The sequence below is a fragment of the Candidatus Thiosymbion oneisti genome, from assembly GCF_900092655.1.
Classification (GTDB): domain Bacteria; phylum Pseudomonadota; class Gammaproteobacteria; order Chromatiales; family Chromatiaceae; genus Thiosymbion; species Thiosymbion oneisti.
This window is the reverse complement of sequence record NZ_FLUY01001406.1, coordinates 1-22,957: the sequence shown is the minus strand read 5'-3', so window position 1 is coordinate 22,957 and position 22,957 is coordinate 1. Positions and strand designations below refer to the sequence as shown.

The window sequence follows — 22,957 nt, the reverse complement described above, 5'->3', positions numbered from 1 at the left end:
TTCGCGCGCTTCGTCGTTTTCTCTTCCGCATCCTGACCGACCACGACAAGCGGTCAGCAGCTAACTTAATGGCATTGGTCGCAAACCTTACCTGGGATTATGCAGCATGCGCATGGTCGAGTCCAAACACCCGAAGGTCGCGAACCTCGTGCGCCGTAGCTTCCAGTCGCGGGCTTCCAGCCGCCAGCCGGGACAGGCGCGTATGGATTCTGCCGAAGACATAGTGGTGGGACGGACCACCGCTGCAACGGCTGGTGACTGGTAGCTAGACGGGCTAGGCTGCGCTCACCCGACAACATGAGCTGTCCAACAGCCGACCGGATCACTTTTCCTATGCTCAATCAAGCCCTTGTTGGGTGGCGCTGGAGCATCAGGATTTCTCCCACACCTGTCTTGCAGCAGGCAAGCCGGAACATGTCCGAAGTTTGGTCGAAGGATCGATTTTTTACTATGATGTTCTTGGTGCTTCGGTCTTCGCCGGATGTTGGCATCCCACCTCCCTCCATGAGCTTTACTTCATGTACATTTATCAGTTACTTTGCATTTTTCTTTCGGTGCTGATCTTCCAGGCATGCTCGTCACCTGGAGCCGTAACTTCGTCGGATGACAGCCGTGCCGCGCGCCCTTCTGCTTCCGATTCACAATCCGGTGGGCCGGCAATGGCCCAGGAATCCCATGGTGGCGGACAGATGGTCCCGGCGGTTGTCGGGTTGCCGCCGAGTCCGGGCAACGACGCTATTTATCGCATAGGACCGCACGATTTGTTGGAGATAGCGGTTTTCAATGTCGATGAGCTATCCAGTGAGGAACGTGTGAACGAGGATGGGAGTATCATTATGCCTCTGATCGGCAGTGTGTCCGTTGGTGGGCTTACGCTGCGGGAAGCAGAGCAAAGGCTCGCTGATATCCTAGGGCGGACCTACCTCCAAGATCCCCAGGTCAATATCTTCGTTTCGGAATATGCCAGTCAAGACGTAACGGTAGTCGGCGCGGTGAGAGAGCCTGGCGTATTTCCGCTAAGGGGGCGCACTACGCTGTTGCAGGTAATTGCACTGGCGGGGGGGGTCAACGAGCTGGCGAACGAGGACGAGGTTGTTATCTTTCGAGGTCAGGGAACCCCCCATGCGCAGGCCTATGTGGTCAGTCTCGATAAGATCCAAGATGGCAATCTACCGGATCCCGTCTTAGTGGGCGATGACCGTGTCGTCGTGCCCAAGTCGGGGACCGTAGTCTTCTTCAAGGGCATCAGGGACACATTACGGGGCTTTGTGCATCTCGGCACCGTCGGCATCTTCTAGAGCTCGGAATATAGGCCAATGTCAAGCGCAGTGAATCCGGCTGGTGCCGTGCGGTCCGATCGTCAGATCGAACCGGGGGTACGGAGCGGGAACCTGCAACAGCTAGAGGAGGTTGGAGTCTCCGTAAGCCATCGGGAGGACGACGAAGATCTCATCGATCTTCGAGAATATTGGAATATTCTGGTAAGGCGTAGAGCCACCGTTGCCATGGTTCTAGCCGTGTCGCTGGTGGTCGCTGTATTGGTCACCTTTCTGGCAACGCCGGTTTTTCGTGCCGAGACACTGATCCAGATAGATCGTGAAGAGGGAAAGGTTCTGGAGTACCAGGATCTAACGACCCAGGAATCTTTTAATTCCAAGGATTTTTATCAAACCCAGTACGAGCTTCTCCGGAGCCGAAGTCTTGCAGGACGCGTCATCGACCAGCTTGGCCTGCGGTCCGCGGGCGCGGGCGCCTCCGATGCATCGGATACAGATGCACTCTCATTTTTCAGTGAAGTTGCCGGTACCATCACAGATTGGATAAAGGGCGACAGTTCACAGGCGGAAGAAGTCGTGGAACCCGACGTGAAGACCCTGTTCTTGGAGAATCTGAAGGTCCGTCCGGTTAAGAACTCCAGACTGGTCCGGGTGAGTTATGACAGTCTGGATTCTAAGGAAGCGGCCGCTGTCGTCAATGCCATTGCGGAAAATTTCATTAACATGAACCTCGAGCGTCGCCACGAGGCCTCAGCGTACGCCAAGACCTTTTTGGAAGAGCAAACTGAGCAGGTGCAGGCAAACTTGGAGGATTCCGAACAGCGGTTAGTGGCCTATGCACGAGAGCGGGAAATCATAAACCTCGATGACAAGCTCGAGATCCTGATGCAGAAGCTCAAGGAAATGAGCTCAGAGCTTATCCAAGCGGAGTCGGCGCGCATCTCGGCAGAGGCCAAGTACCAGGAGATGCTGAAAGAAGGCCCGGCTAGTACCGCCGCCAGCCTCGGAAACCGTGTCGTTGAGAGCTTCAAGGCACGCAAGGCCGACCTCGATATCGAGTACCAAGAGCTGATTAAGATCTATAAACCCAGCTATCCGCGGATGCGGCAGCTCCAAAAGCAGATCGCCGAGATCGATCGGAAGATTGCCGACGAATTGGCGGCTATTGCCAAGTCGGTCGAGACCGACTTCAAAGCCCAGATACGCAGGGAAGCAAAGATCAGGCTGCGTATCAGCGAGATCAAAGAAGAGATTCTCGCGCTGCAGGACCGCAGTACCGATTATCAAACGCTCAAACGCGAGGTGGACACGAACCGGGGGCTTTACGATGGCTTGCTTCAGCGCATGAAGGAAGTCGGTGTCGCCGCCGGTGTCGGAACCAACAATATCTCCGTTGTCGATTCCGCCGAGATCCCGCGTGGCCCCTATAAGCCAAACCTCAAGAAAAACCTTGCGATCGCACTTGCGCTCGGCCTGTTTGGCGGCATTTTGTTGGCGTTTCTCTCCGAGTCCATGGACGACACGATGAAGAGCAGCGAACAGGTAGAGAAACATGCCGGAGTACCGGTATTGGGTATCGTACCCTTCGTGTCCGCCGCGAACCAGGATAGCGAAGTGCAATCCGTTTCGTTACTCGCCCACCAAGCTCCACAAAGCGTCCTCGGTGAGGCTTTCCGTTCGCTGCGTACGTCCCTCATTTTTGCGACTGCGGAGGGTGCTCCCAGGGTTCTCCATTTCACGAGCTCAAATCCGAGCGAAGGCAAGACGATGGTAGCCGTGAATACAGCGGTCACCTTCGCGCAGACCGGCAACAAGGTATTGCTTATCGACGCGGATTTGCGCGATCCGTCGCTCCACCAGGTGTTTTCTCTTCCGAACACGGAAGGTCTCACGAACTATTTGGCCAGTGACGTCGAACCCGCACGGATCGCCCAGGCGACGAATATCTCGCGTCTGTTCGTGGTCACTGCCGGGCCTGTATCGCCGAATCCGGTCGAACTCCTTTCCAGCGGCAAAATGCTCGACCTTGTCGGCTTGGCGCAGGAAAAGTTCGACTATGTGCTCATTGATGGACCACCTGTTCTTGAGCTGGCGGATGCCCTGGTGCTTGCGAGTCTGGCCAGGGCGAGCCTGTTCGTTGTCGAAGCAGACAAGACACGTGCCGGAGTGTTGGCTGCCTCGATCAAACGGTTGTCGGGCGCAAATGCACGGATTGTCGGCTGCGTACTCAGCAAGGTCAGGTACGCTAGCGGATACGGATACGGATACGGATACGGATACTACGACCCCTATCGCTATGGCTACGGAGCCGTGGACGAACAGGCAACTAGTCTACCCGAGCGATCGGTATCCTAAGAACCGGTCTGACTTACGACTGTTACCTGCGGAATCGAGATCCCGCTCAATCTCGTTAAAGCGATCCATTATTCGCCTCAATCGAGCGCCAAATCTGGCCCCTTGATCCCGCGCAGTCAGACAGGCATTGAATCCCACTGACGGATGGTTCCCGACCTAATTATCCTGGCGCTCGACTATTACCGGACGCCACTGCGGTTCTCTCATCTGGCAGATCCGGAGCGGGCGTTGTCCGAAAGCCTCGAGAATCTTATAGATGATATTGGCAGCGTATTGTCACCGCAAATCGTTGAGGCTGCCGCCAAGGCGCTGGGGATCCGACCGACAGAGGTCGAACGCGCAGTGCATTTTTTTCTACGCCACGTACTCTTGTCTCCGAGGAATGATCATTACCGTGTCCTGGGGCTGTCTGAAAACGCATCCGACGAAGCCATTCGTCGACACTACCAACTTCTCATTGGTATCTTCCACCCGGACCGATTCCGGGACGATTCCGAGTACGATGCGGCATGTACGGCACGCATAAACGAAGCCTACGATGTCTTGAAGCATCCAGCCGAACGTCGGAAGTACGACCGACAGCGGACCTCTCGGTCACGGCGGGGAGCAGCCAAGGGAATCGATGGGGGGCTTGTGGGGTCCCATTCATCGACCTTACCCCTTGGGCCAACCAACGAACCTGGTGCACGAGTCTTGATTCGCAGGCCATGGCTGCCGACTAGGTACCTTGTTTGGTGGGGAGGGGGTGCAGCCTTGGTGGTAGTGACCTTGGCGATATTGTTTTCCAACAGACAGCCGTTGCTCAGAGCTAATCCGGATCTGTCGCATGATCCGTTGGCGACTCTACCGTACCTCAAGGCATCGCCTATCAATCCGATTCGGCACCCCGATCGATCCTTTCCGGCCAATACCGCCATTGGTACCCGGGAAGCCGGGCCTTTTCAGTCGCCTGGACCTCCCACGGTCGTCGCCTCGTCGGTACACCTCGACCCATCGGACTTTCAGGAGAAGGAAAAACTCAAGGAGAAGACACGAAGCCAGCCGGGGAAGCGTCAGCCTTCGGATTTGGGGACACTTGCCAAATGGCATAGCGAAGGGGAAACGGGCCGAATCTTGCCGAAACAGACGGAATCACGAGAGGCAAGCCGAACCCGGCTTGATTTGATCGCCCGGCTGATCAACTCCTATCATGCGGGCAATCTGGATGGCTTGGTGGGCCTGTTTACGGCCGATGCGCAGGTAAACAACGGTAGTGGAACGGATTTTATCCGGAAAGACTATGCCGGGTTGTTTGCCGAGACGTCGGGGCGTCGATTGTCCATCGGTAATCTGAAATGGGAATCCAAGAGCGGCGGTAGAGCAGTTGGTCGGGGTGGGTATCAAGCACGCATCAAGGAGCACCGAAACGCCACATGGCAGTCTTCATCAGGGGAGGTGCTGATCGAGCTCACCCCATGGATGTCCGGTTACAGGATTTCTAAGCTGATCTATACCCTAAAGGCTATTTCAGGGGCTGTTCAGCCCAGTATCCGAAAACTGTGGTTTCCAGGTGCTGGTTTCCAGGTGCCAACCATGGGGGAGAGTAAGGCTCCTCCCCTAATGAATAAAGTGCCGCCCGCTGCTTCAGTGGGATACGCGGGCCAGCAGGCGAAGCTGCTGAAAAGCGGCGAAAGGACATAACGTTACATGCTGATTTTACGGCGCGTCTTGTTAGTCATTGTGGCCACCTTTTTAGGGTGGCGCATGATGTCTTTCGGCATCAGTGAATATTACCTGGGGAGGGCGTCCGCAGGGGACGCTTCGGCAATCGACAGGGCACTCGTTTGGAATCGACGGCATCCGGATACCCTGTACCGAAAATCCCAAACAATCGGGGAAGAGGATCCCACAGGCTCGTCAAACCTATTGTGGCGATCGTTCGCCGAAAATCCTGCTTCCTCGTTTCCCTTGCTTGTGCTTGCGGACAAGGCAAAAAATGCGGGCGACCGAGACCAAGCCGATGCATTGATCAGGATCGGCGCCGAATTGATGCCGGCTAATCCGACAGTCCAAATCCTTGTGGGTAACTATTGGGCAACTCTAAGGAATGTCGGTGCGGCGATGACCTATTGGTCGCAGGCACTCGTGGCAAGCCGGCAAGCTTCGAACAAGCTGTTCCCGACGTTGCTCAGGCTGGCTGAGGAACCACGGACCATCGGCTTCTTCCGGTCCCTGGCGGAATCTCCGCCGTCATGGTGGGAAGGTTTCTTCCGATACGTGACAAGACGAGCGCGGGATCTGGAAACGGTCAGAACGCTTTATGCCTTTCGCCGCACCACGGATGGCCCCCCCCCGACGCGGGAGGAGCGCAACCACTATACCCGGCGCTTGAAGCGAGAAGGCAAAATTACGGAGGCCTACTTGGTATGGGTAAACGGGCTCGACGAAGTGGAACAGGCATATCTGGGGATTATCAATAACCGAAGCTTTGAAATCGAACCGACGAACACCGGATTCGATTGGCATCTCGATCGTACCGATCGGGTTATCGTCACTACCACGACCACTGCCGGGGTTGAAGGCAAGCAGGCGCTTCATTTGACCTTCAAGCGCCGAGAGAAGCCCTATCGCCACATCTACCAGCCGTTGTTCCTGGATCCGGGGGCCTCCTACCGCGTGACGGGTAAAGTGCGTGTTGACAACCTCGATTCGCGGGGCGGACTCAAATGGGTCGTTGTTTGCCAATCTCCAACGCCCCGGGTTCTTGGGGAAAGCGGGAAGTTTCTGGGCTCGAGTGAGTGGTACGAATTTTCCTTCAGGGTCCAGTTGCCGACAGACTGCATGGCGCAAGAGATCCGCCTCGTCTCCGCCGGAACCTATGGATTCGAGCACAAGATGACCGGCAGTATCTGGTTCGATGCCATATCGATGCACAAGGTCCTCACGCCACGCATAGAGGTCAAATCATCACCTCCGAACGAAACCTCGACGGCGGAGCCTGCCGGTTCGACAACGGATTGAGATTTCAACGCGCTCGACGTGAACGAGGCGTGCCACCGGTAATCGGATTTACCCCTGAAGTCACCCGCCTCAGTAACCCCAAATATCGCTGCGCCCACACGCGCCGGGAGTGGTGAGTCTGTACATAATGGCGCCCGCGTTCACCCATCGCGGCGGCCTCGGCAGGATGCTCACGTAGATACAACACCTGTTCGGCCAAGGCCTCCGGTGTCTCGGGCGGCACGACAAGTCCCCCGCCGGACGCCATCAAGATCTCTGCGCTCCGCCCCTCGCCGGATAAGATCACGGGACACGCCATACTCAGTGCTTCAAACATCTTCGAGGGGTAGTTACCCTTAAAGAGCTCACTCTTTCGCAATGCCACAATACAAGCATCTGCTCCCTCGTAGAACCTGGGTACCTGTTCCTTGGGTTGGACCGGGTAGAAGACGCAATTTTGGAGGTCCTTCTGATCCTTCAGACTTATCAGCTTCTCCTTTTCTGCCCCGTGGCCAACAAAGGTAAAGAGGATGTTCTGATCGGCAATGTACTGCGCGGCCTCAAGCAGCGTCTCCAGTTTCTGGCCCATTCCGTGAGTCCCAACGTAGACTACAACGAACCTATTTCCCCAGCCGAGTTCCTCACGGTACTGATCCCGTCGACCCTGCCTCGAAAAGTGCTCGAACAATACCCCGTTGGGTATTACGGCGAGCTTGCTCTCCGGTACATGGTACTTGGCTTGGATCTGCGCCTTGTAGCCTTCGCCGACGGTCACCAATCGATCACAGTGACGGTAAAGATAGCGGGCCAAACCGTCCAGCAGACGCACGAGGGAACCTTTCCGCATCAAACCGACGACTTCAATCGACTCCGGCCAGAGGTCACGGACCTCGAAAACGAAGGGGCACCGCTTGAGTTTGGAGATGATGTAACCGCCTAGCCCAGCGAAGAACTGTGGCGAGGTGGCAACCACAACATCCGGCGACTGGATCCGGAATGACCCGAGAACGGCCGTGACCATGAAGCTCACGAAATCCAGGGTCCGCCGAAAAAAGCCCTGGTTGGCGGCCATATAGGTCCATACGCGGTAAACTTTGATCCCGTCCATGGTCTCTGTTTGCAGCAAAGCGTTACGATAACCCTGGTAGACCTTGCCGAAGGGAAAGTTCGGCGCGCAGGTGAGTACCGTCACCTGCTCCCCCGCTTCCACCCATTCCCTGACGTGCTCGTAGGTCCTGGAAGCCGGGGCGTTGGTCTCCGGCGGGAAGTTGTCTGTCACGAACAGAATGTGCATATCAGACCCAACGGAGCACGACCTCACTGACCCGCCCCGGCAAGCCGACGCAGAGGCATCTGTTCGGCTCGCTGATGCCGAAGTGCGGATGATAGGTCGTCTTTTCAAGTACACCGCTCCCTGCCCTAATCTCCAAACCAATGGCCTGACCGCCGGGCAGACGTAATCGACCCCGTGAGCAATCCTCCGAAATCTCGACGGACATCTCAGGGTGAAAGTGAAAGCGGGCCTGTGCCTCGGTGCAAGGTCTCTCGATTTCGTCCCGCACCGCCAGATACCCCTTGCCGAGCTTCCAGCGACGTTTGTGCACTGGCCTTCCCGGCAAACGCCGATAGCCGTCATGGGCACAGCGTACCTGAATGCCGTCCTGCCTCTGCTCGACCTTTAGATCCCTGGGCCGCGCCCGGCGGGCGACCCTGAAGCCGGACCAGACCTCGCTGGAATCCTGCCGGTCGATAACCACCGTATTGTGCGCCGCAGTTCCACGCTGCCGTTCGCGCTCCGGGCCGGTCCCATAGCGGGATGTCCCCGAGTTCACAAACACCCGTTGACCGAACAGAGAAAGCTCGAATGACAAGGTATCTGCGTGGGCGTGCCCAGGGATGTAATCGGGCCCGATCCTCGCAACATCCAGCAGCACGCAGGCCGCTCCATAGTCCAAGCGGATGTAGCCGCTCGCGGCCAGATGGTGAATAGGGTCAGGCGCCAAGGCACAGACCGGCAGACCCAGACGCATAGCATAGGCATCCAATTCCGCAGGTGGGCAGGCAATATCGAAGGCCGCATCGTTGAACAGAGCGATCTCGCCATCGGGATGACACATCACGGCGAGCCACTCCCGCATCAATTCGATCAGTCCGCACAAGCGGGCCTCCCAGGCAGGGTCCACTCCGGCGTCCGGGTAGGTTCGCAGCAGATTGAGCAGGTCGAGCAGATCCTCCAGGATCAGACTATGGTACATGGGACTGAGCTCGAAGTGGCCCCCGTCGGACAGAATCTGCTCCTTCAGCTCCCGGTCCAGCACGGCCAGACCCTTCTCCACCCAGCGCCGCGCTTCCTCCCCCTGGAAGAACAGACCAGCGAACACCAACGCCTTGGCATTGGCTAACAGGTGATTGCCTAATAAATGGTACTCCAGGCGCCGGCTTAGATAGCGCACCTGTACCGCGAGGCTCCGCACCCAGGTCGGCGCCAGGGCGTTACCCGCCAGCGCCCACTTGACCCAGTTCACCAGGCGCATCGAGATGGGGTAAGGCTCCCAGCCGATCCCCACCGCGGGTGGATTCTCCGCCAGCCAACGCACGATCAGCGCGCGGTGCTGTTCGGTGCGGCCTTCTGCACCCTCGGCGTTCAGGTCGTCGAAATAATGCAGGTTATAGAGCCAGAGTTTTTCCCAACTCGGATGATTCCAGTCGGAAGGGGCCTTGATCGCGTACCGCTCATTCAGAAAACAGAAGGCATATTCGTTCAGAAGGGAAGGGTTCAGGAGCGAAGCAAGACGCCGGGCCGGGCGCTGCCAACGCCCTGTAGTGACCCTGACTGCCGGAGCCGGCCTCAGGTCAGGCGTTGGCCGGTGGGCTTGGAACCAGAGACGGCTATACACTTGAATGGGCCGCAAATGCCGCATCGTGTAGAATAAGCGCAACCCACGCGCCAGCCCGGCCAAGGCTGGTACTCTTGCGCACAAAATCCGAAAACAGGAACCACGGATCACGCGAATCTGGAACTATTGAGGTGGACCCCGGAACCTAGCCGTCCAGGGACGTCAAACCACCGCCATCGCAAGGCGACCAAATGGTTCCTTGGGGTCACCAACAACGAGCGCTGGCACCTGGAGCGGGCAGCAGCGATTCCCGTAACTTGCCCTCCCTGGCACCTGGATTCCGGCGTCCCAGCCGGAATGACGGCCTGCTGTTTTGGCGTAAGCCGGCACAACGGTGCTCCTGATTCGATCCAAGCGAGCAGTCATCGGCTCCTCTCCCCCGAAGGTATTATCTTTGGTTCTTTATGGATTCCAGACTGCTCGAAGGGGACGGCGGTCCGCAGCACTCTGACCGATGACAGAACAGGCAGTCTTTTCTCAACAACAGCAAGTTATACGACGTCCCTCTGGCTTGCTGAGAAGGCGAATTTGCGCAAAATATCCTACCAGTCTGGAATCCATAAAGAGCCTTACCTTTTACGATACCCTCCCGCCGGGAGAGGGGTTGGGGTGAGGAGATCGAAACCGGGCATTCTCCATCCGAACTTAAACATTAGGGTTACAATAAAATACAGGTGACAGCATGTTTAAGATAAAAAAAGAGTTAATAGGCTCACTCCTATTGCTTCTAATATCTCTATCTATTTCTTTATTGATGGGAGAATTATTGATTCGGTGGTTAGCTCCTCAACAACTGCAGCGTGGATATGTCATTCCCGACGCTGATTTGGGCCATATATTGGGGCCTAATCAAGTTTATTATGATGAACTTGCGCCTAAATATTTCACCTATCATGTAAGAACAAATTCCAACGGATTGCGAATGGATGATGAAGTTGATTTATCGGTAGATAAAAAAAGAATAATAATGTTGGGCGATTCATTTACATTTGGATGGGGAGTCGAAATTGGGAAATCGTTTGCACAAATAATAAAGGAAAATATGGAAAAACAGTATCATAATATTCAGTTATTAAACGCAGGGATTGGTGCTTATTCAACCGGACACGTCTTAAAATACCTGAGAAGATTTCATAAAAAATTAGATATAGACGGCGTTATATATTTTATGAATTCAAACGATTTGCAAGATAATATGAAGACAAGCATAGATTATCAGGTTGTTTCATTTGATAAAACAGAATCTGGCTTAATAACCCTAAAAGATAAAAAAGTTTATTCACAAGTTAAACGATTCGTGGTAACCAAAGTTCCTTTATATGTTTGGTTAAATAAAAACTCTCATCTGTTTGTGTTCATAAAAAGAATCTTAAAAGGTTCAAGCAGAAATGCAGACCCTGTTGTAAAAGTAAGCGAAAACACTCTTTCGCCTGAAAATGAGAGGATGGTACATGCGGTAGCGATGGCTCATTTAGATCGATTATCAGAGTATTGTAAAGAAAACTCACTCCCATTGTTAGTTATTTGGATTCCCGATCAAAGAGAACTTTTCGCTGGGAATATACCATTCTATGAAAGGTTTAAGGGAAAAGTTGTAAAAAGAGCGTCAGAAACGAATTACAGTTATTATGATCCCACTAAAGAATTAAAGGCGATGGTTAGTGGGGAAGAAGTTAGTGATATTTATTTTCCAGAGGGCCACTATAATGAAAAAGGATACTATTACTATTCCTTGGCTGTCGAGGAATCTATTAGAGATTTTATCGATCAATATTATGGAATATGAACAGTCCTGACAAGGCAAACTTGATTTGCTTGGCTTTTCTCGTTCCCACGCAACGAGACTGTGAAAGTATTGCCGGATTTTCAGAGCTTCAGGGACAAGGAAACACAATTTCCTTATTTAGCCAAAAATCTTTCTCCTCGGCCCCACTTGATACGGAATTCAGCGTGAAATATGGTAGCTTCATCCCACCGCTTCCGGGAAAACCGAATACTTTCACAGTCTCAACGCGTGGGAACGAGAGAAATGGACGCAAATTCGGAATCGATTCCATTTGCGTTTATTTGCGTTCATTTGCGGATAAAACAGAAACACCAGCCAGCTCGATGCTCACCCGGCTCACCTCCAGCAACTCCTCGACCGGAATCGGCGGGGGACCGCCTTCCCGCAGGGTAGCCACGAAGGCCGCGGCACAGGCTTTTTGGCCTTTGTCCTGCCGCCACAGGCGCTGCCTCCGGAAGGACGGCCAACCGAAGCCGGTAAGGGTTCGAAAATTGTCGAGCCGCAGCACCCGCCCGGCGGTGAAGACCTCCAGCCGCTCCTTGGGAAAGGTCTTAGAGCCGTTGGCGAAATAGTGGATGGTCCCGATAGAGCCGTCGTCGAAGCTGAGTTGCAGGGTGACGGTATCCCCGGTCGGGCCGGACATTACTGATCGAGAATGCTTGCCGATAGGCGCCGCGGCCAGGTAGCGCAGCAGATCGATGAAGTGACAGGCCTCGCCCAGGATGCGCCCGCCGCCGACCTCCCGGTCCTGGGTCCAGTGGTCCGCCGGGATTGCCCCGGCATTCACCGTCATCACCAGGGCTTTAGGGCCGGGCGCTCCCGCAAGCAGCCGCTTCATAGTCCGGACCAGGGGTGAGAAACGCCGGTTGAAGCCGACCATCAGGTGCAGCGCCTTCTTCCGGTCCAACGCTGCTTCATGGGCCTGTGCGATCCGTGCCAGGTCCTCCAGGGTAAGACACAGCGGCTTCTCCACGAACACATGCTTACCGGCCTCGAGCGCCCGGAGCACGAAACGGGCATGGCTGTCGTGGCGGGTGCTGATGACCACTGCGTCCAATTCTTTGTTCGAAAAGAGCCGATCGGTATCCGTGGTGGTCTCCTCAAAACCGAACTTACGGCCCGCATGCACACCGCTCACGCCTGTGCTCGATGCCACGGAGACCAGGCGTGCCCCCGCCGCTTTGAAGGCCGGGATCAGGATCGCCGTCGCATAGCCCCCGGCACCCACGAAGCCCACCGATGGTTGCCGGGCCACGTCCGTTGCGACCGGTGCCGGATTCAGGCGCACCGTGGCCGCCTGTAAGGCCTGATCCGACTGCACTGCCGGGCCTGGATACTCCAGCAAGATGCCGAGCGAGGGTTCGGTCCCCGCTACTATGGCATAGGCCTGTTCCGCCTGCTCCAGGGCAAAGCGGTGCGAGATCAGGGGTTTTACGTCCAGGGCACCACTGGCCATCATGTCCAGGATCGCCTCCAGGTTACGCTGCTCGGTCCAGCGCACGAAGGCCAGCGGATAATCCTGCCCCTTGTCCTCGTAATTCGGATCGTAGCGACCCGGCCCGTAGGAGCAGGATACCTGAAAGGTCAGCTCCTTCTCGTAGAAATCCGCCCGCGACAGCTCCAGCCCGGTCACCCCCACCAGCACGATGCGCCCACGTTTGCGGCACATCAGCGCCGCCTGGTGCACCGGCTCACTGCTGCGGGTGGCGGCCGTGATGATCACCGCATCCACCCCGCGTCCGCGCGAAAAGGTCTCGGCGGCGGCCAGTGGGTCTTCGCCCGTCGCCGGATTCACCACCTCGGCCCCGAAGCCCTGTGCCAGCGCTAGCTTCTCGGCATCCAGGTCGATACCCAGCACCCGGCAGCCCTGGGCCCGCAACAGCTGCACCGTCACCAGACCGATCAGTCCCAAGCCGGTCACCACCACCACCTCGCCCAGGGTCGGTGCCACCAGGCGGATGCCCTGCAACCCAATGGCGCCGAGCACGGTGAAGGCCGCCGCCTCGTCGGAGACCGCGTCCGGCACCTTGGCGCACAGATTCACCGGCACGCTCACCACCTCCGCGTGTTTGCCGTTGGACACCACCCGATCGCCCACCGCGAATCCCGACAGGCCTGCGCCCACTTGGGCACCCACCTCCAACACCGTGCCCAGATTGCAGTAACCGAGTGGCAGCGGTTGGTCCAGCTTGTTGAGCACCGCCTCCACCGTCGGCGCCAGACCGTCGGTCTTGAACTTGTCCAGCACCATCCGGACCTTCTCCGGTTGCTGGCGGGCCTTCTCGATCCACCCGGCCTTGCCGAACTCGACCAGCATGCGTTCGGTTCCCGCCGACACCAAGGTACGGGAGGAACGGATCAGCAGTTGACCGCGCTTGACAGCGGGACAGGGGACATCGGCTACTTCCGCGGCACCGGTCCTTAGAGATTGAAGAATCTGTTTCAATATGGGTACAGCCTTTTCTTATGCTGCGCGGACTAATCGTTCAGACCCCACCTCGTCATTCCAGCAGGGATTACCGGAATCCAGGTGCCATGGATGGCAAAAACAGTAGTACCCCGTTTCACCAAAATTTTCTGGTAAAGCCAGTCTCTGTCATCTCGACCGCAGGGAGAGATCTTTGTCGAGAAGGCAACCACTCAAGTCACAAGATTTCTCGCTGCGCTCGAAATGACAACCAGCAAAATTAGATGAAATTGAATAGTAGGGATCTGAATGACTACTCCGCGCACCGGGCATCAAACACGGAACAAAATAGCAGAAATCGACGATGTGAATTGCAAAACATCAACCGGTCTTTCGCATCTCGGCGATAATCAATATATGTCTGGTTTCGCGAGATCCCGCCAGGCCAGCACGGTGACGCCCTCCCGTTGATATCCCGTAGCGCCACCATAGACAAGCCAGGGCGGCAAGGCGGCATCCCTGGCAAAACCTGTCCATTTCCTCACCGCATCAAGCCAATCGGTGACAAAGGTTGCGCCGGACTTGATCTCAACACTCTGCAGTTGCTGCCCCACTTCGAACAACAGATCCACCTCATGGCCCACATTGTCGCGCCAGAAATAAAGATCGGCGGGCTGCGCTGCGTTGAAGCGCTGCTTGACGAACTCGGAAACGGCCAGTGTTTCGAATAGCGCCCCGCGCTGGGCATGGGTGTTGAGCGTTTCCGCATCGCGAATGCCCAGCAACCAGGCGGCAAGTCCAACATCCAGAAAGTAGAGTTTCGGCGTTTTCACCAGGCGTTTGCCGAAATTACGGAAATAGGGCGGCAACCTCATTGTCAGATAACTCGCCTCCAGCACGCTTAACCACTCGCGTGCAGTGACATGCGAAATCCCGCAATCCATCGCCAGGGAGGAGAGATTGAGCAATTGCCCGGTTCGCGCCGCACACAGCTTCACGAAACGCTGAAAGAGATCCAGATCGCGTACGGCCAGCAATTGCCGGACATCCCGCTCCACATAGGTAGCCACGTAATTGGGAAACCACAGATCGGGCGTCAGATCACGATCATAGATGGGCGGATAGCCACCAAGCCATAACAACCTGTCCAGGTCATCGGACAGCAAGCCGGCGGCCGCCAACTCCGACATAGAAAATGGCAACAACTGTACCAGACCGACACGGCCCGCCAGCGATTGGCTGATCCCGGAACGCAGACCGAACTGTTGTGATCCGGTAAGGACAAACTCCCCCATGCGACACCGCTCATCGACGATACCCTGCAGATAGGAAAACAGATCCGGGCAGTACTGCGCCTCGTCGATGATCGCGCCATCCCTGAATCGATCGAGAAATCCCCGTGGATCGCGTAAAGCGAACTCTCTCTGCTCAGGATTCTCCAGCGTTACATAGTCACGTTGAGGGAAGAGCACACGGGCAAGCGTCGTTTTCCCCGACTGGCGTGGCCCGGTCAACGCCAGAATGGGAAAGCCCTTTGCCAACTTAAGGGCTGTTGCTTGCGCCTGCCTCGGAATCATGCGCCGATCTTACAATATGAAGGTTGCAGATTCAATTTACAGAATATCGAGCTGGGGCACGGCGGACCGCAACGGATATCCTGCTAGGCAATGTCGGCTGGCACCGTAAAGGCCGCTTCGTCGGAAATGGCGTCGGGCACCTTGGCGCAGAGGTTGAAAGGCACACTTACAACCTCTGCATGATGCCCATTAGAGATGACCCGATTACCGACCTTGAAGTCCCGCTCTTGCTCCTTGCCCCTTGAGCCTTGAACCTCTATACCCCGCCGACATTGCAGCAACCCAGGGGCAAAGGCTGATCCGGCTTGTTGAAGACCGCCTCGTCTGTCTCAACCTACTTTGTCGCCTCAATCAGCATGAACAAACCAGCCTTCGGGAACAGCCGTTGGATTAACTCGCGCGGCCAAATTTTACGCGCCAGGTTCAACGCAGCCCCTTGGTGCCGCTGGCCTGCCTCGGAGGTCAGCAAATCGCCGTGGGTCAGTAGGGTGCGGATGCGCACCTTCGAAAACGCCCCGGACAGCCGTTTCGCCTCTGCCACCGAATAGGCTTTGGTGCCGGGGCTTTCCAGATAGCGGGCGTAGATAGTCTTTAAACTGGTGAATGGCCGCAGGCGCAATAACCCATAACGAATCCAGAGCATCATGCCCACCATACTCCACTTGTGGTAGATCATGATCTTCGCCTCCCCCCCACGCTTGAGCACACGCCAGACTTCGCCGATGGCCTTGGGCGTATCCGGACTGTGATGCAGAACGCCCCAGGAATAGATGCGGTCGAAGGTCTCGTCCTCGAAATCCAGGGCCTCGGCGTCACCCCTGCCAGCTGCGAATGCAGCCCGAAAGCCACCAGCCTGCGACGGGTATGCTCGACGGCCCGTTCCGTCAGATCGATCCCCCCCAGGGCAGCGCCCGCCTCGGCAAACTTCTGATGATCCGCGCCGAGTCCCACCCCAATCTCCAACAAGCGCAAACCTCGGGCTTCCTCAAATCGTGCGAAATCCAGGATGTAGGGTTCCAGGCGGTATCGCATTCCGGCCTGGGCGATGTAGCCCTGCTTCTCGGTATTCCGAAGATGAAGCGTCTCGCCGCAGGACGCCTGGTTCCAATAGTCGTGAACTAGCTGTTTATCGTCCTCCATATCCTTCCTCCGGAATAATCGACAAACTGCCGACACCAGATTTCAATACACAGCAATGACAACAGTGTGTAATTGGCATCTATTCGCCCACTGCCGTTGTCAGCAATCAGTCGCTGTACCCTTGGCGGGTCGAACAAGCCCCGGCGTTTCAGGCTTGCGGTCGATAACAGATCCCCCACCAGGTCACGCAGCTCATGACGCATCCAGCGCCTCAAGGGCGCGCCGAACCCGGTCTTGGGACGATAGATGACATCGCGGGGGAGAAAGGGCTCCATGGCCTGCTTGAGCACCCATTTGCCGACACGACCTCGCTGCTTGTATCGGGTCGGGACGCGCGCCGCGAAATCCACCAGATCCGGATCGAGAAAGGGCACCCGCACTTCCATACCCACAGCCATGGACATCTTGTCGGTATAGATCAGGTTGTGATCGGCCAGAAAGAAGCGTTGCTCCAGCAACAACATCCGTTCCAGCCGGGAAAGCCCCTCCGGCGCGGAAGCCAGGAAATCGACGAGTGGTTGTACCACCCGCGCCCGTGCCTCTCGTAACTGCACCCGAACCTCGGGCGTGTACAGGGCCAGGAAATCGGCCTCGCGTGCCCACAGGAAGTAGTTGGCAATGCTCGCGTCGCCATCGAGACCCGCGCCGTTGAACAGCTTCGCCAGCCGGCGCGCCCAAGCACGGCGCTGATCGAGCCGCGAGGCCACTTTATCGAGGCCGGCGCGCATTCCACCAGGCAACCAGCGCCACCATCTCTCAAGGAGTAAAGCATGATGGCGGCGATAACCCGTGAACAGGTCGTCCCCACCCGCCCCGGACAGCAATACCTTCATGCCGTGCTGCCGCGCCAACCGGCTGATGTAGAGCACATTGAGCGGCGCCGGATCGGCCAAGGGCTCGTCCAATTGCACCACCATTCCTTCCAGATCTTGCGCCATCCGCCCGGCGTCGATGGTGACCACATCCAGCGACACCCCCAGATGCCCGGCCACCCGACGGGCATAAGGCAGGTCGTCCGCGGCGCCGGCATCCTGGCCGCCTGCCATCTCAATGGTAAAACAACGGATTTTGGGGTTCAGTTCGCGGGCAAAGGCCACCACCGCGCTGGAATCCAGCCCGCCGGAAAGAAACGCCCCCACCGGCACATCGGCCACCAGCTGCCGGTGCACCGCGCGGCGCAAATGGGTCACGGTGCCATCCAGGGCCGAGGCCTCATCCAAATCGGCCTGGACACCCCGAAACAACGGCAGCCGATACCAGGTCCAGCACCGCTCGCTCCGGCCTTGCCGAACCACCATCGCCTCGCCGGGTTGCAGCTTGCGCACCGGTTTGATGGGCGTGCCGTCGCCGGGGCACCACAAAAATCCCAAGTACCGGTGCAGCGACAACACATCCAGCTCGCGACCCTGAGGCAACAGGGGAAGCAGCGCTTTGATCTCGCTCGCGAAGACGAAACCCTGCGGGGATTCGGCGTAATAAAGCGGCTTGACGCCCAGACCGTCCCGAGCGACCAGCAACGTGCCCTTGCGCCTATCCCACATGGCAAAGGCAAAGATGCCATTAAGGCGCGGCAGCATCGCCTCGCCTTGATCCAGATAGAGATTGAGCAGCACCTCCGTGTCGGAATGGCCGCGGAAGTCATAGCCCTTGGCCTCTAGCTCCTTCCGCAGCTCACGGAAGTTGTAGATCTCGCCGTTGAAAACCAGCGCCACCTGCCCATCGCCACTCAGCATGGGTTGATGCCCGTGAGGCGAGAGGTCGAGGATGGAAAGGCGGGTATGACCCAGGCCGATCCCCGCCGTTTTATCGACATGCAGCCCGGAATCGTCCGGGCCGCGATGGGCGAGTAGGGCAGCCCCCCGCCGGAGTGCGTCACCCAAACACGGCCAAGCGCCTCCAGCGGAGACGCCCGAGAAACCAATTATCCCGCACATCGCGCAACTCGCTTACGGTAATCCGTGGCCACCCGTGCCAGAAAGCTGAAGGTGTCGTCGGCGCAACGCTTCCAGTCGAATGCAAGGGCAGCAGTGTAGCTGACCTCCGCTTTCTCAGTGCGTAACGCAGGAGAAGCAATAAACTCTCGCAGGGCACGGGCGATGTCGTCCGGCCGCTCTGGATCAAAATAGACACCGGCGTCTCCCAGCACCTCCGGCATGGGCCCGCGATCCGAACAAGCCACCGGCAGGCCGGCAGCCATGGTTTCCAACAGGGTGTTGGGCATATTCTCGCAGCTCGACGCGAACAGCCCCAAGTCCGCTTGCGCATAAAGATCATGCAATTCCGAATAGGCCACGGCACCATGATAATGCACCCATTGTCCCGCCGGATCACAGCGTGCGATATCCGCATTAAGGCCAACCAACGCCGGCGGATAGGCAGGACCGACCAGGTCGAGCGCCAGTGGCAAACCTTCTCGCCTCAAGGCCGAAACCGCCTCGACAACATGCCATTGGTGTTTGTACTGATCGATGATCGAGACATAGATCACCCGGTAGGGGCGCTCCGCATGGTATGCGTCGATCGGACGCTGACTTCTAGGCACCAAACGAAATCGGGGATTGAGCCCATGAGGAATAATCGGGCATTCGGTCTCTAGCTGCCCCGTTACGCGCAACACAGATGATTTGGCCGCTTGTGTCAGAAAAATGACCCCGTCCGCACGACGAAAGGACCGAGACTGAGCCCAGCGTAACAACAGCAGCTTTAGCGTCGTCACCGACCAGCCGTACCTTAACAACTCTTCCAGCTCGAACGGCAGCAGATTTCGACTCATGGTGACAACCGGTCGGAAGCGCCCGGCATAACTCCCGCCGGGGACAAACAACAAATCGCACCCTGCAGACGCCGCCTCCTTCGAGAGCTGGCGGCGCTGCCACAAGGTCCGCCGCAACAATCCCCGGTTCAGTTCGGCTGGTTGGCGTTTTTCGAGCCACGGGCGGTCCGCGATTGCTGCCAAGGTTTGCGATCCACCCCAGATGACGATGCGCGCAATACCCTGTTGTTCCGGTTCCGCTGCGGCAAGCAGCTCGATTAGATGGGTGACCCCACCGCCCCGGCGCAAGTTAGTCGCGTCGATACCGATAATCATGAGACGTTCCAGCCTATTATTGATGATCTAATTGCATCAATCACATTGCATTCTTTCGTGGAATAGCCAATGGAAGCCACAGATAATCGCCAAGCTTGAGATCCCAACTCGCCGGACTAAAGGGTTCAAATCCACCTCCGGGATGGAAGGTCATTTCACCAAAGAAAATCCGGCCGTCGCATTGGTAGAGATAAACTCGCATAAAGGGGAAGCCCGAGGCAAGGAAGGCGTCTTGCGGCCCGGATCATTTGATCCAGTAAAGGCAGCTGCGCCGCTTCGCCCGGATAACCTGGATAAAGAAGGGTAAATGGCAGGCGCTCCCAATCCAGGGTAAAAGAGTTTCGCGAATGGGCTGTATGCCGATCGAAATCGACCTGAACAAAGCGCGGCTCGCCATCGAAACAGAATAATTTATAATCAACGAGATCATTACCGTCCGTCGGAACCAGTAGCGGTTCAATCAGCAGCCGGGGCGGAATATCCCGGTACTGATATTCACGCCCTTCCGTATAATAGTTGCGCGTCAACCAGCTATTTGCTTTATCTATTAGTCGCTCTACGTCCAATTCGGATTTGCGATGAATGATCGCATTCATCCCTGAGCCATGGTTTGCCTTCAAGCAACGGTGTCCGGTTCCAACTTATTGATATACATAGATTTCTTTTTCATAAAGCGCCATAGCGCCGTATACGGGCGCTATAAGCAAAAGATTTAGGAAAAAAGTCAATAAAAGATCTAACCCAATTCATCATGACTTTCCCTCACGGATTTCGTCAGCAGCCAAACCCATCCACTCGGTCGCAAGCCGTCTCGGCAGCGATGATCCAAAAACCCGCTCCCATCCCAACTCCGCTACAGAAGCAGGGTGGGATAAGACGAAACGGGCGATCTGCCCCAATCGGGAAAACCCGGCCCCGTTGGCGGCCTGCTTCATCCAACTGCACACGGATTCACGAGCAAAGATGCCATCTGCGTCGATCTGTCTGTGTACCCAATGCCGAAATGTTTCAAAGCTTTCGCTGTCGGCGTCTACCGGATCGGGATGCCCGCTCTGGTGCAGCCAGTAGCTCACCATGGCTACCTGTGAATCCACTTTCTGCCGCACACCGCCTTCATCGTGACTGATCTGCGATGCGTGCTTTCGGATGTATACCAAAGGCTCTCGCAGGCTCGTCAATTCACCGACTGCTGACAAACGCAGCCACAGATCCCGATCTTGTGCCCGCCGAATTCGTGGCCGGTAGCCGCCGACGCGCCGGGAGGCCTCCGTTCGAAAGAAGGCAGACGAATGGGCCGGGAATTTACGCGCGGTGAGCAAGTGCGCGAGCAAACTTCGATGGGCGGTCGGATACTGACGGACCGCCGAACGTCTTCCGTGCCCATCGATCAACACGAGTCCGGTCCCAATGAAGACCAGCTCCACATTTTCGGCGGCGCAACGCCATTGTGATGCCAGCCGATTCGGCTCACAAAGGTCGTCGGCGTCCAACCGTGCTATCCAGATGCCGCGGGCGCGGGCGATCCCCGTATTCAATGAATCCGCAAGGCCGGTATTCGGCTTGCTGATGGGCACAATTCGTCTGTCCGCCTCCGCATAGCGGGCGATGATGTCTGCCGTTGCATCCGTACTGCCGTCATCGACCAGGATGAACTCAAAGTCGCGCCACGTTTGGCACAACACGCTTTCGATGCTCTCCGCCAGCCAACGCTCGGCGTTATAGCAGCTCATGACCACCGAGATCGGCGGCACTGTCGCTCCGTTGTCACTCACGATTTTCCCTGCCTCTCTGCCAAAGACCGCCGTAGTTCTTCAGCGTCTGGCGAAAATACTCGACCGTATGTTGCAAGCCATCATCCAGCGAAACCGTCGGTTCCCAGCCTAATTTCTCCTTGGCTAGCGCGATATCCGGTTTTCTTTGCTTCGGGTCATCAGTGGGTAACGGTTGAAAACTGAGTTTGGATTTGCCATCAACTTGGCTAAGCACCTTCTCTGCCAGCTCTAATATAGTGAATTCCCCTGGGTTGCCCATGTTCACTGGACCTGCAAACCCAGCTTCACTTTCCATCATTCGGATAAACCCTTCCACCATATCATCCACATAGCAGAAAGATCGCGTCTGTTGACCGTCGCCGTAAATGGTTATGTCCTCTCCTTTCAGAGCCTGGACGATAAAGTTGGAAACTACACGCCCATCATTGGGATGCATGCACGGTCCGTAGGTGTTGAAAATACGGACAACCTTGATATCCATGCCATGCTGGCGTTGGTAATCAAAAAAAAGTGTTTCCGCGCAGCGTTTACCTTCGTCATAACAAGATCTTGGACCGATCGGATTCACCTTACCCCAATAACCCTCCGGCTGCGGATGTACCTCAGGATCACCATAGACCTCGCTGGTCGAGGCCTGGAGAATCCGCGACTTGGTGCGTTTCGCCAGCCCAAGCATATTGATTGCACCGTGTACGCTGGTTTTGGTGGTTTGCACAGGGTCGTGCTGATAATGAGTCGGTGAGGCCGGGCAGGCCAGGTTGTAAATTTGATCAACCTCCACATACAGCGGGAAGGTAACATCATGGCGCATCAATTCGAAATGTGGATGGGACAGCAAGTGCGCCACATTTGGTTTGGTTCCGGTAAAAAAATTATCCACACACAACACATCATGCCCGTCCGCGAGTAACCGGTCGCAGAGGTGGGAGCCTAAAAAACCGGCGCCACCCGTTACTAATATTCTTTTCATGGCCTTCTCTTGGTTTGTATGCAATATCAAAATTGCAAACTGTTGATAAACTATATCGCACGGTTTTCCACATCATATCCATCGGCTCAAAATCGACGAATACCCGCCTGTACAATTCGTTCACGTTCTATCGGATCCTCAAGGAGCCAGAGGTTTTTTGCACAAACTCTTCATTGGAAGAAAAGAAACGGGCTTCTTCGTCTTCTTTGAACATAATGCCCTTCGGGCAAAAAAACGACAAGCACAATCTTTCATGAGAAGCTATGCTGTCACAATAAGTTCGCATGATAAAACTGTTTGACTCGTAGCACCCATCCAATCTATATAAATCACTTCATTGATTATCCATCCTTTTAATCCCATTTCTTTTAGCCATGGAAATTATCAAAAGCAAAAGAATAAGCCTGAAGCAAAGTCTTTGCGGATAACTGAAGGACATTTACAAATACACACGCCGCCTCAATAACGTGGTATATGGCTTACAACGTTTGGAAAGTCATAAGTTGCCGTGAACCTGGCGGACTTGGCTTCAGGACTTTTGCCTGTCCGAAACACCCTGCTCAATAATGTCATATACCCATCTCGTGTAAAAGTCGAGGTGGTGGTTAATTTTTAAATGCCAGCTTAACCAATAGCTGGCAATAGCTCCGTATTATAGCGGTGCAGGAAGAGTTTCAAACAGATCTCGTGCATTTTAACGCATTTGGAA

General features: G+C 56.0%; 16 protein-coding genes and 2 pseudogenes. 7 read left to right on the top strand and 11 right to left on the bottom strand.

Going from position 1 to position 22,957, the window contains the following annotated elements; genetic code table 11:
• The first annotated feature begins 659 nt into the window (after positions 1–659).
• The 5 genes and pseudogenes from BQ17_RS14460 (at position 660) to BQ17_RS14445 (ending at position 6,632) form a co-directional block, all read left to right on the top strand.
• Positions 660–1,298, top strand: a complete 639-nt coding sequence (locus BQ17_RS14460) for a polysaccharide biosynthesis/export family protein (protein ID WP_176722441.1) — start codon at positions 660–662, stop codon at positions 1,296–1,298.
• An 18-nt stretch (positions 1,299–1,316) separates the two neighbouring features.
• Positions 1,317–3,632 (top strand): GumC family protein, encoded by a 2,316-nt coding sequence (locus tag BQ17_RS14455; protein WP_089728227.1) that lies wholly within the window; start codon positions 1,317–1,319, stop codon positions 3,630–3,632.
• Between the two features lie 144 nt (positions 3,633–3,776).
• Positions 3,777–4,196, top strand: a pseudogene (locus tag BQ17_RS24290) (J domain-containing protein); the annotation flags it as partial.
• A 189-nt stretch (positions 4,197–4,385) separates the two neighbouring features.
• A complete protein-coding gene (locus BQ17_RS23495) occupies positions 4,386–5,312 on the top strand; it encodes a hypothetical protein (protein ID WP_256091619.1) in 927 nt (308 codons plus the stop codon).
• Between the two features lie 6 nt (positions 5,313–5,318).
• Positions 5,319–6,632 carry a tetratricopeptide repeat protein gene (locus tag BQ17_RS14445; protein WP_089728223.1) on the top strand — a complete coding sequence of 438 codons (1,314 nt, stop codon included), beginning with the start codon at positions 5,319–5,321 and terminating at the stop codon, positions 6,630–6,632.
• A 4-nt stretch (positions 6,633–6,636) separates the two neighbouring features.
• Here BQ17_RS14445 and BQ17_RS14440 read toward each other — a convergent pair whose 3' ends face one another.
• Entirely contained in the window at positions 6,637–7,905 is a 1,269-nt protein-coding gene (locus BQ17_RS14440; RefSeq protein ID WP_089728221.1) for a glycosyltransferase family 4 protein, read from the bottom strand.
• 1 nt (position 7,906) lies between these two features.
• Positions 7,907–9,532, bottom strand: coding sequence for a heparinase II/III family protein (locus tag BQ17_RS14435; protein WP_089728232.1), 1,626 nt, complete (start codon positions 9,530–9,532; stop codon positions 7,907–7,909).
• Positions 9,533–10,190: 658 nt separating this feature from the next.
• Here BQ17_RS14435 and BQ17_RS20855 point away from each other — a divergent pair.
• A complete protein-coding gene (locus BQ17_RS20855) occupies positions 10,191–11,294 on the top strand; it encodes an SGNH/GDSL hydrolase family protein (protein ID WP_141699296.1) in 1,104 nt (367 codons plus the stop codon).
• A 277-nt stretch (positions 11,295–11,571) separates the two neighbouring features.
• Here the strand turns inward: BQ17_RS20855 and BQ17_RS14430 are convergent, their stop codons facing one another.
• The 3 genes and pseudogenes from BQ17_RS14430 to BQ17_RS22795 all read right to left on the bottom strand — a co-directional run.
• Positions 11,572–13,740: a bi-domain-containing oxidoreductase gene (locus BQ17_RS14430; protein ID WP_089728219.1), complete on the bottom strand. Its 2,169-nt coding sequence runs from the start codon at positions 13,738–13,740 to the stop codon at positions 11,572–11,574.
• Positions 13,741–14,111: 371 nt separating this feature from the next.
• Complete coding sequence (locus BQ17_RS14425) at positions 14,112–15,278, bottom strand: ATP-binding protein (RefSeq protein WP_089728217.1); 1,167 nt, start codon at positions 15,276–15,278, stop codon at positions 14,112–14,114.
• A 334-nt stretch (positions 15,279–15,612) separates the two neighbouring features.
• Positions 15,613–16,089: pseudogene (locus BQ17_RS22795) on the bottom strand (class I SAM-dependent methyltransferase); the annotation flags it as partial.
• 20 nt (positions 16,090–16,109) lie between these two features.
• Here BQ17_RS22795 and BQ17_RS22790 point away from each other — a divergent pair.
• Positions 16,110–16,400, top strand: coding sequence for a hypothetical protein (locus BQ17_RS22790; protein ID WP_218068284.1), 291 nt, complete (start codon positions 16,110–16,112; stop codon positions 16,398–16,400).
• Here BQ17_RS22790 and asnB read toward each other — a convergent pair.
• The 6 genes from asnB to BQ17_RS14385 all read right to left on the bottom strand — a co-directional run bounded on the left by asnB (position 16,397) and on the right by BQ17_RS14385 (position 22,248).
• A complete protein-coding gene (asnB, locus tag BQ17_RS14410) occupies positions 16,397–18,298 on the bottom strand; it encodes an asparagine synthase (glutamine-hydrolyzing) (RefSeq protein ID WP_256091618.1) in 1,902 nt (633 codons plus the stop codon). The genes BQ17_RS22790 and asnB overlap by 4 nt on opposite strands.
• A 41-nt stretch (positions 18,299–18,339) precedes the next feature.
• A complete protein-coding gene (locus BQ17_RS14405) occupies positions 18,340–19,506 on the bottom strand; it encodes a glycosyltransferase family 4 protein (protein WP_089728212.1) in 1,167 nt (388 codons plus the stop codon).
• 40 nt (positions 19,507–19,546) lie between these two features.
• Positions 19,547–19,708: an ATP-grasp fold amidoligase family protein gene (locus BQ17_RS24285; protein ID WP_089728210.1), complete on the bottom strand. Its 162-nt coding sequence runs from the start codon at positions 19,706–19,708 to the stop codon at positions 19,547–19,549.
• Positions 19,662–20,126, bottom strand: a complete 465-nt coding sequence (locus BQ17_RS14395) for an ATP-grasp fold amidoligase family protein (RefSeq protein WP_256091617.1) — start codon at positions 20,124–20,126, stop codon at positions 19,662–19,664. Before BQ17_RS14395 ends, BQ17_RS24285 begins: the two co-directional genes overlap by 47 nt.
• 129 nt (positions 20,127–20,255) lie before the next feature.
• A complete protein-coding gene (locus tag BQ17_RS14390; RefSeq protein WP_141699295.1) occupies positions 20,256–21,278 on the bottom strand; it encodes a glycosyltransferase in 1,023 nt (340 codons plus the stop codon).
• Positions 21,271–22,248, bottom strand: coding sequence for a UDP-glucuronic acid decarboxylase family protein (locus tag BQ17_RS14385; protein ID WP_089728205.1), 978 nt, complete (start codon positions 22,246–22,248; stop codon positions 21,271–21,273). Before BQ17_RS14385 ends, BQ17_RS14390 begins: the two co-directional genes overlap by 8 nt.
• Between the last annotated feature and the right edge of the window lie 709 nt (positions 22,249–22,957).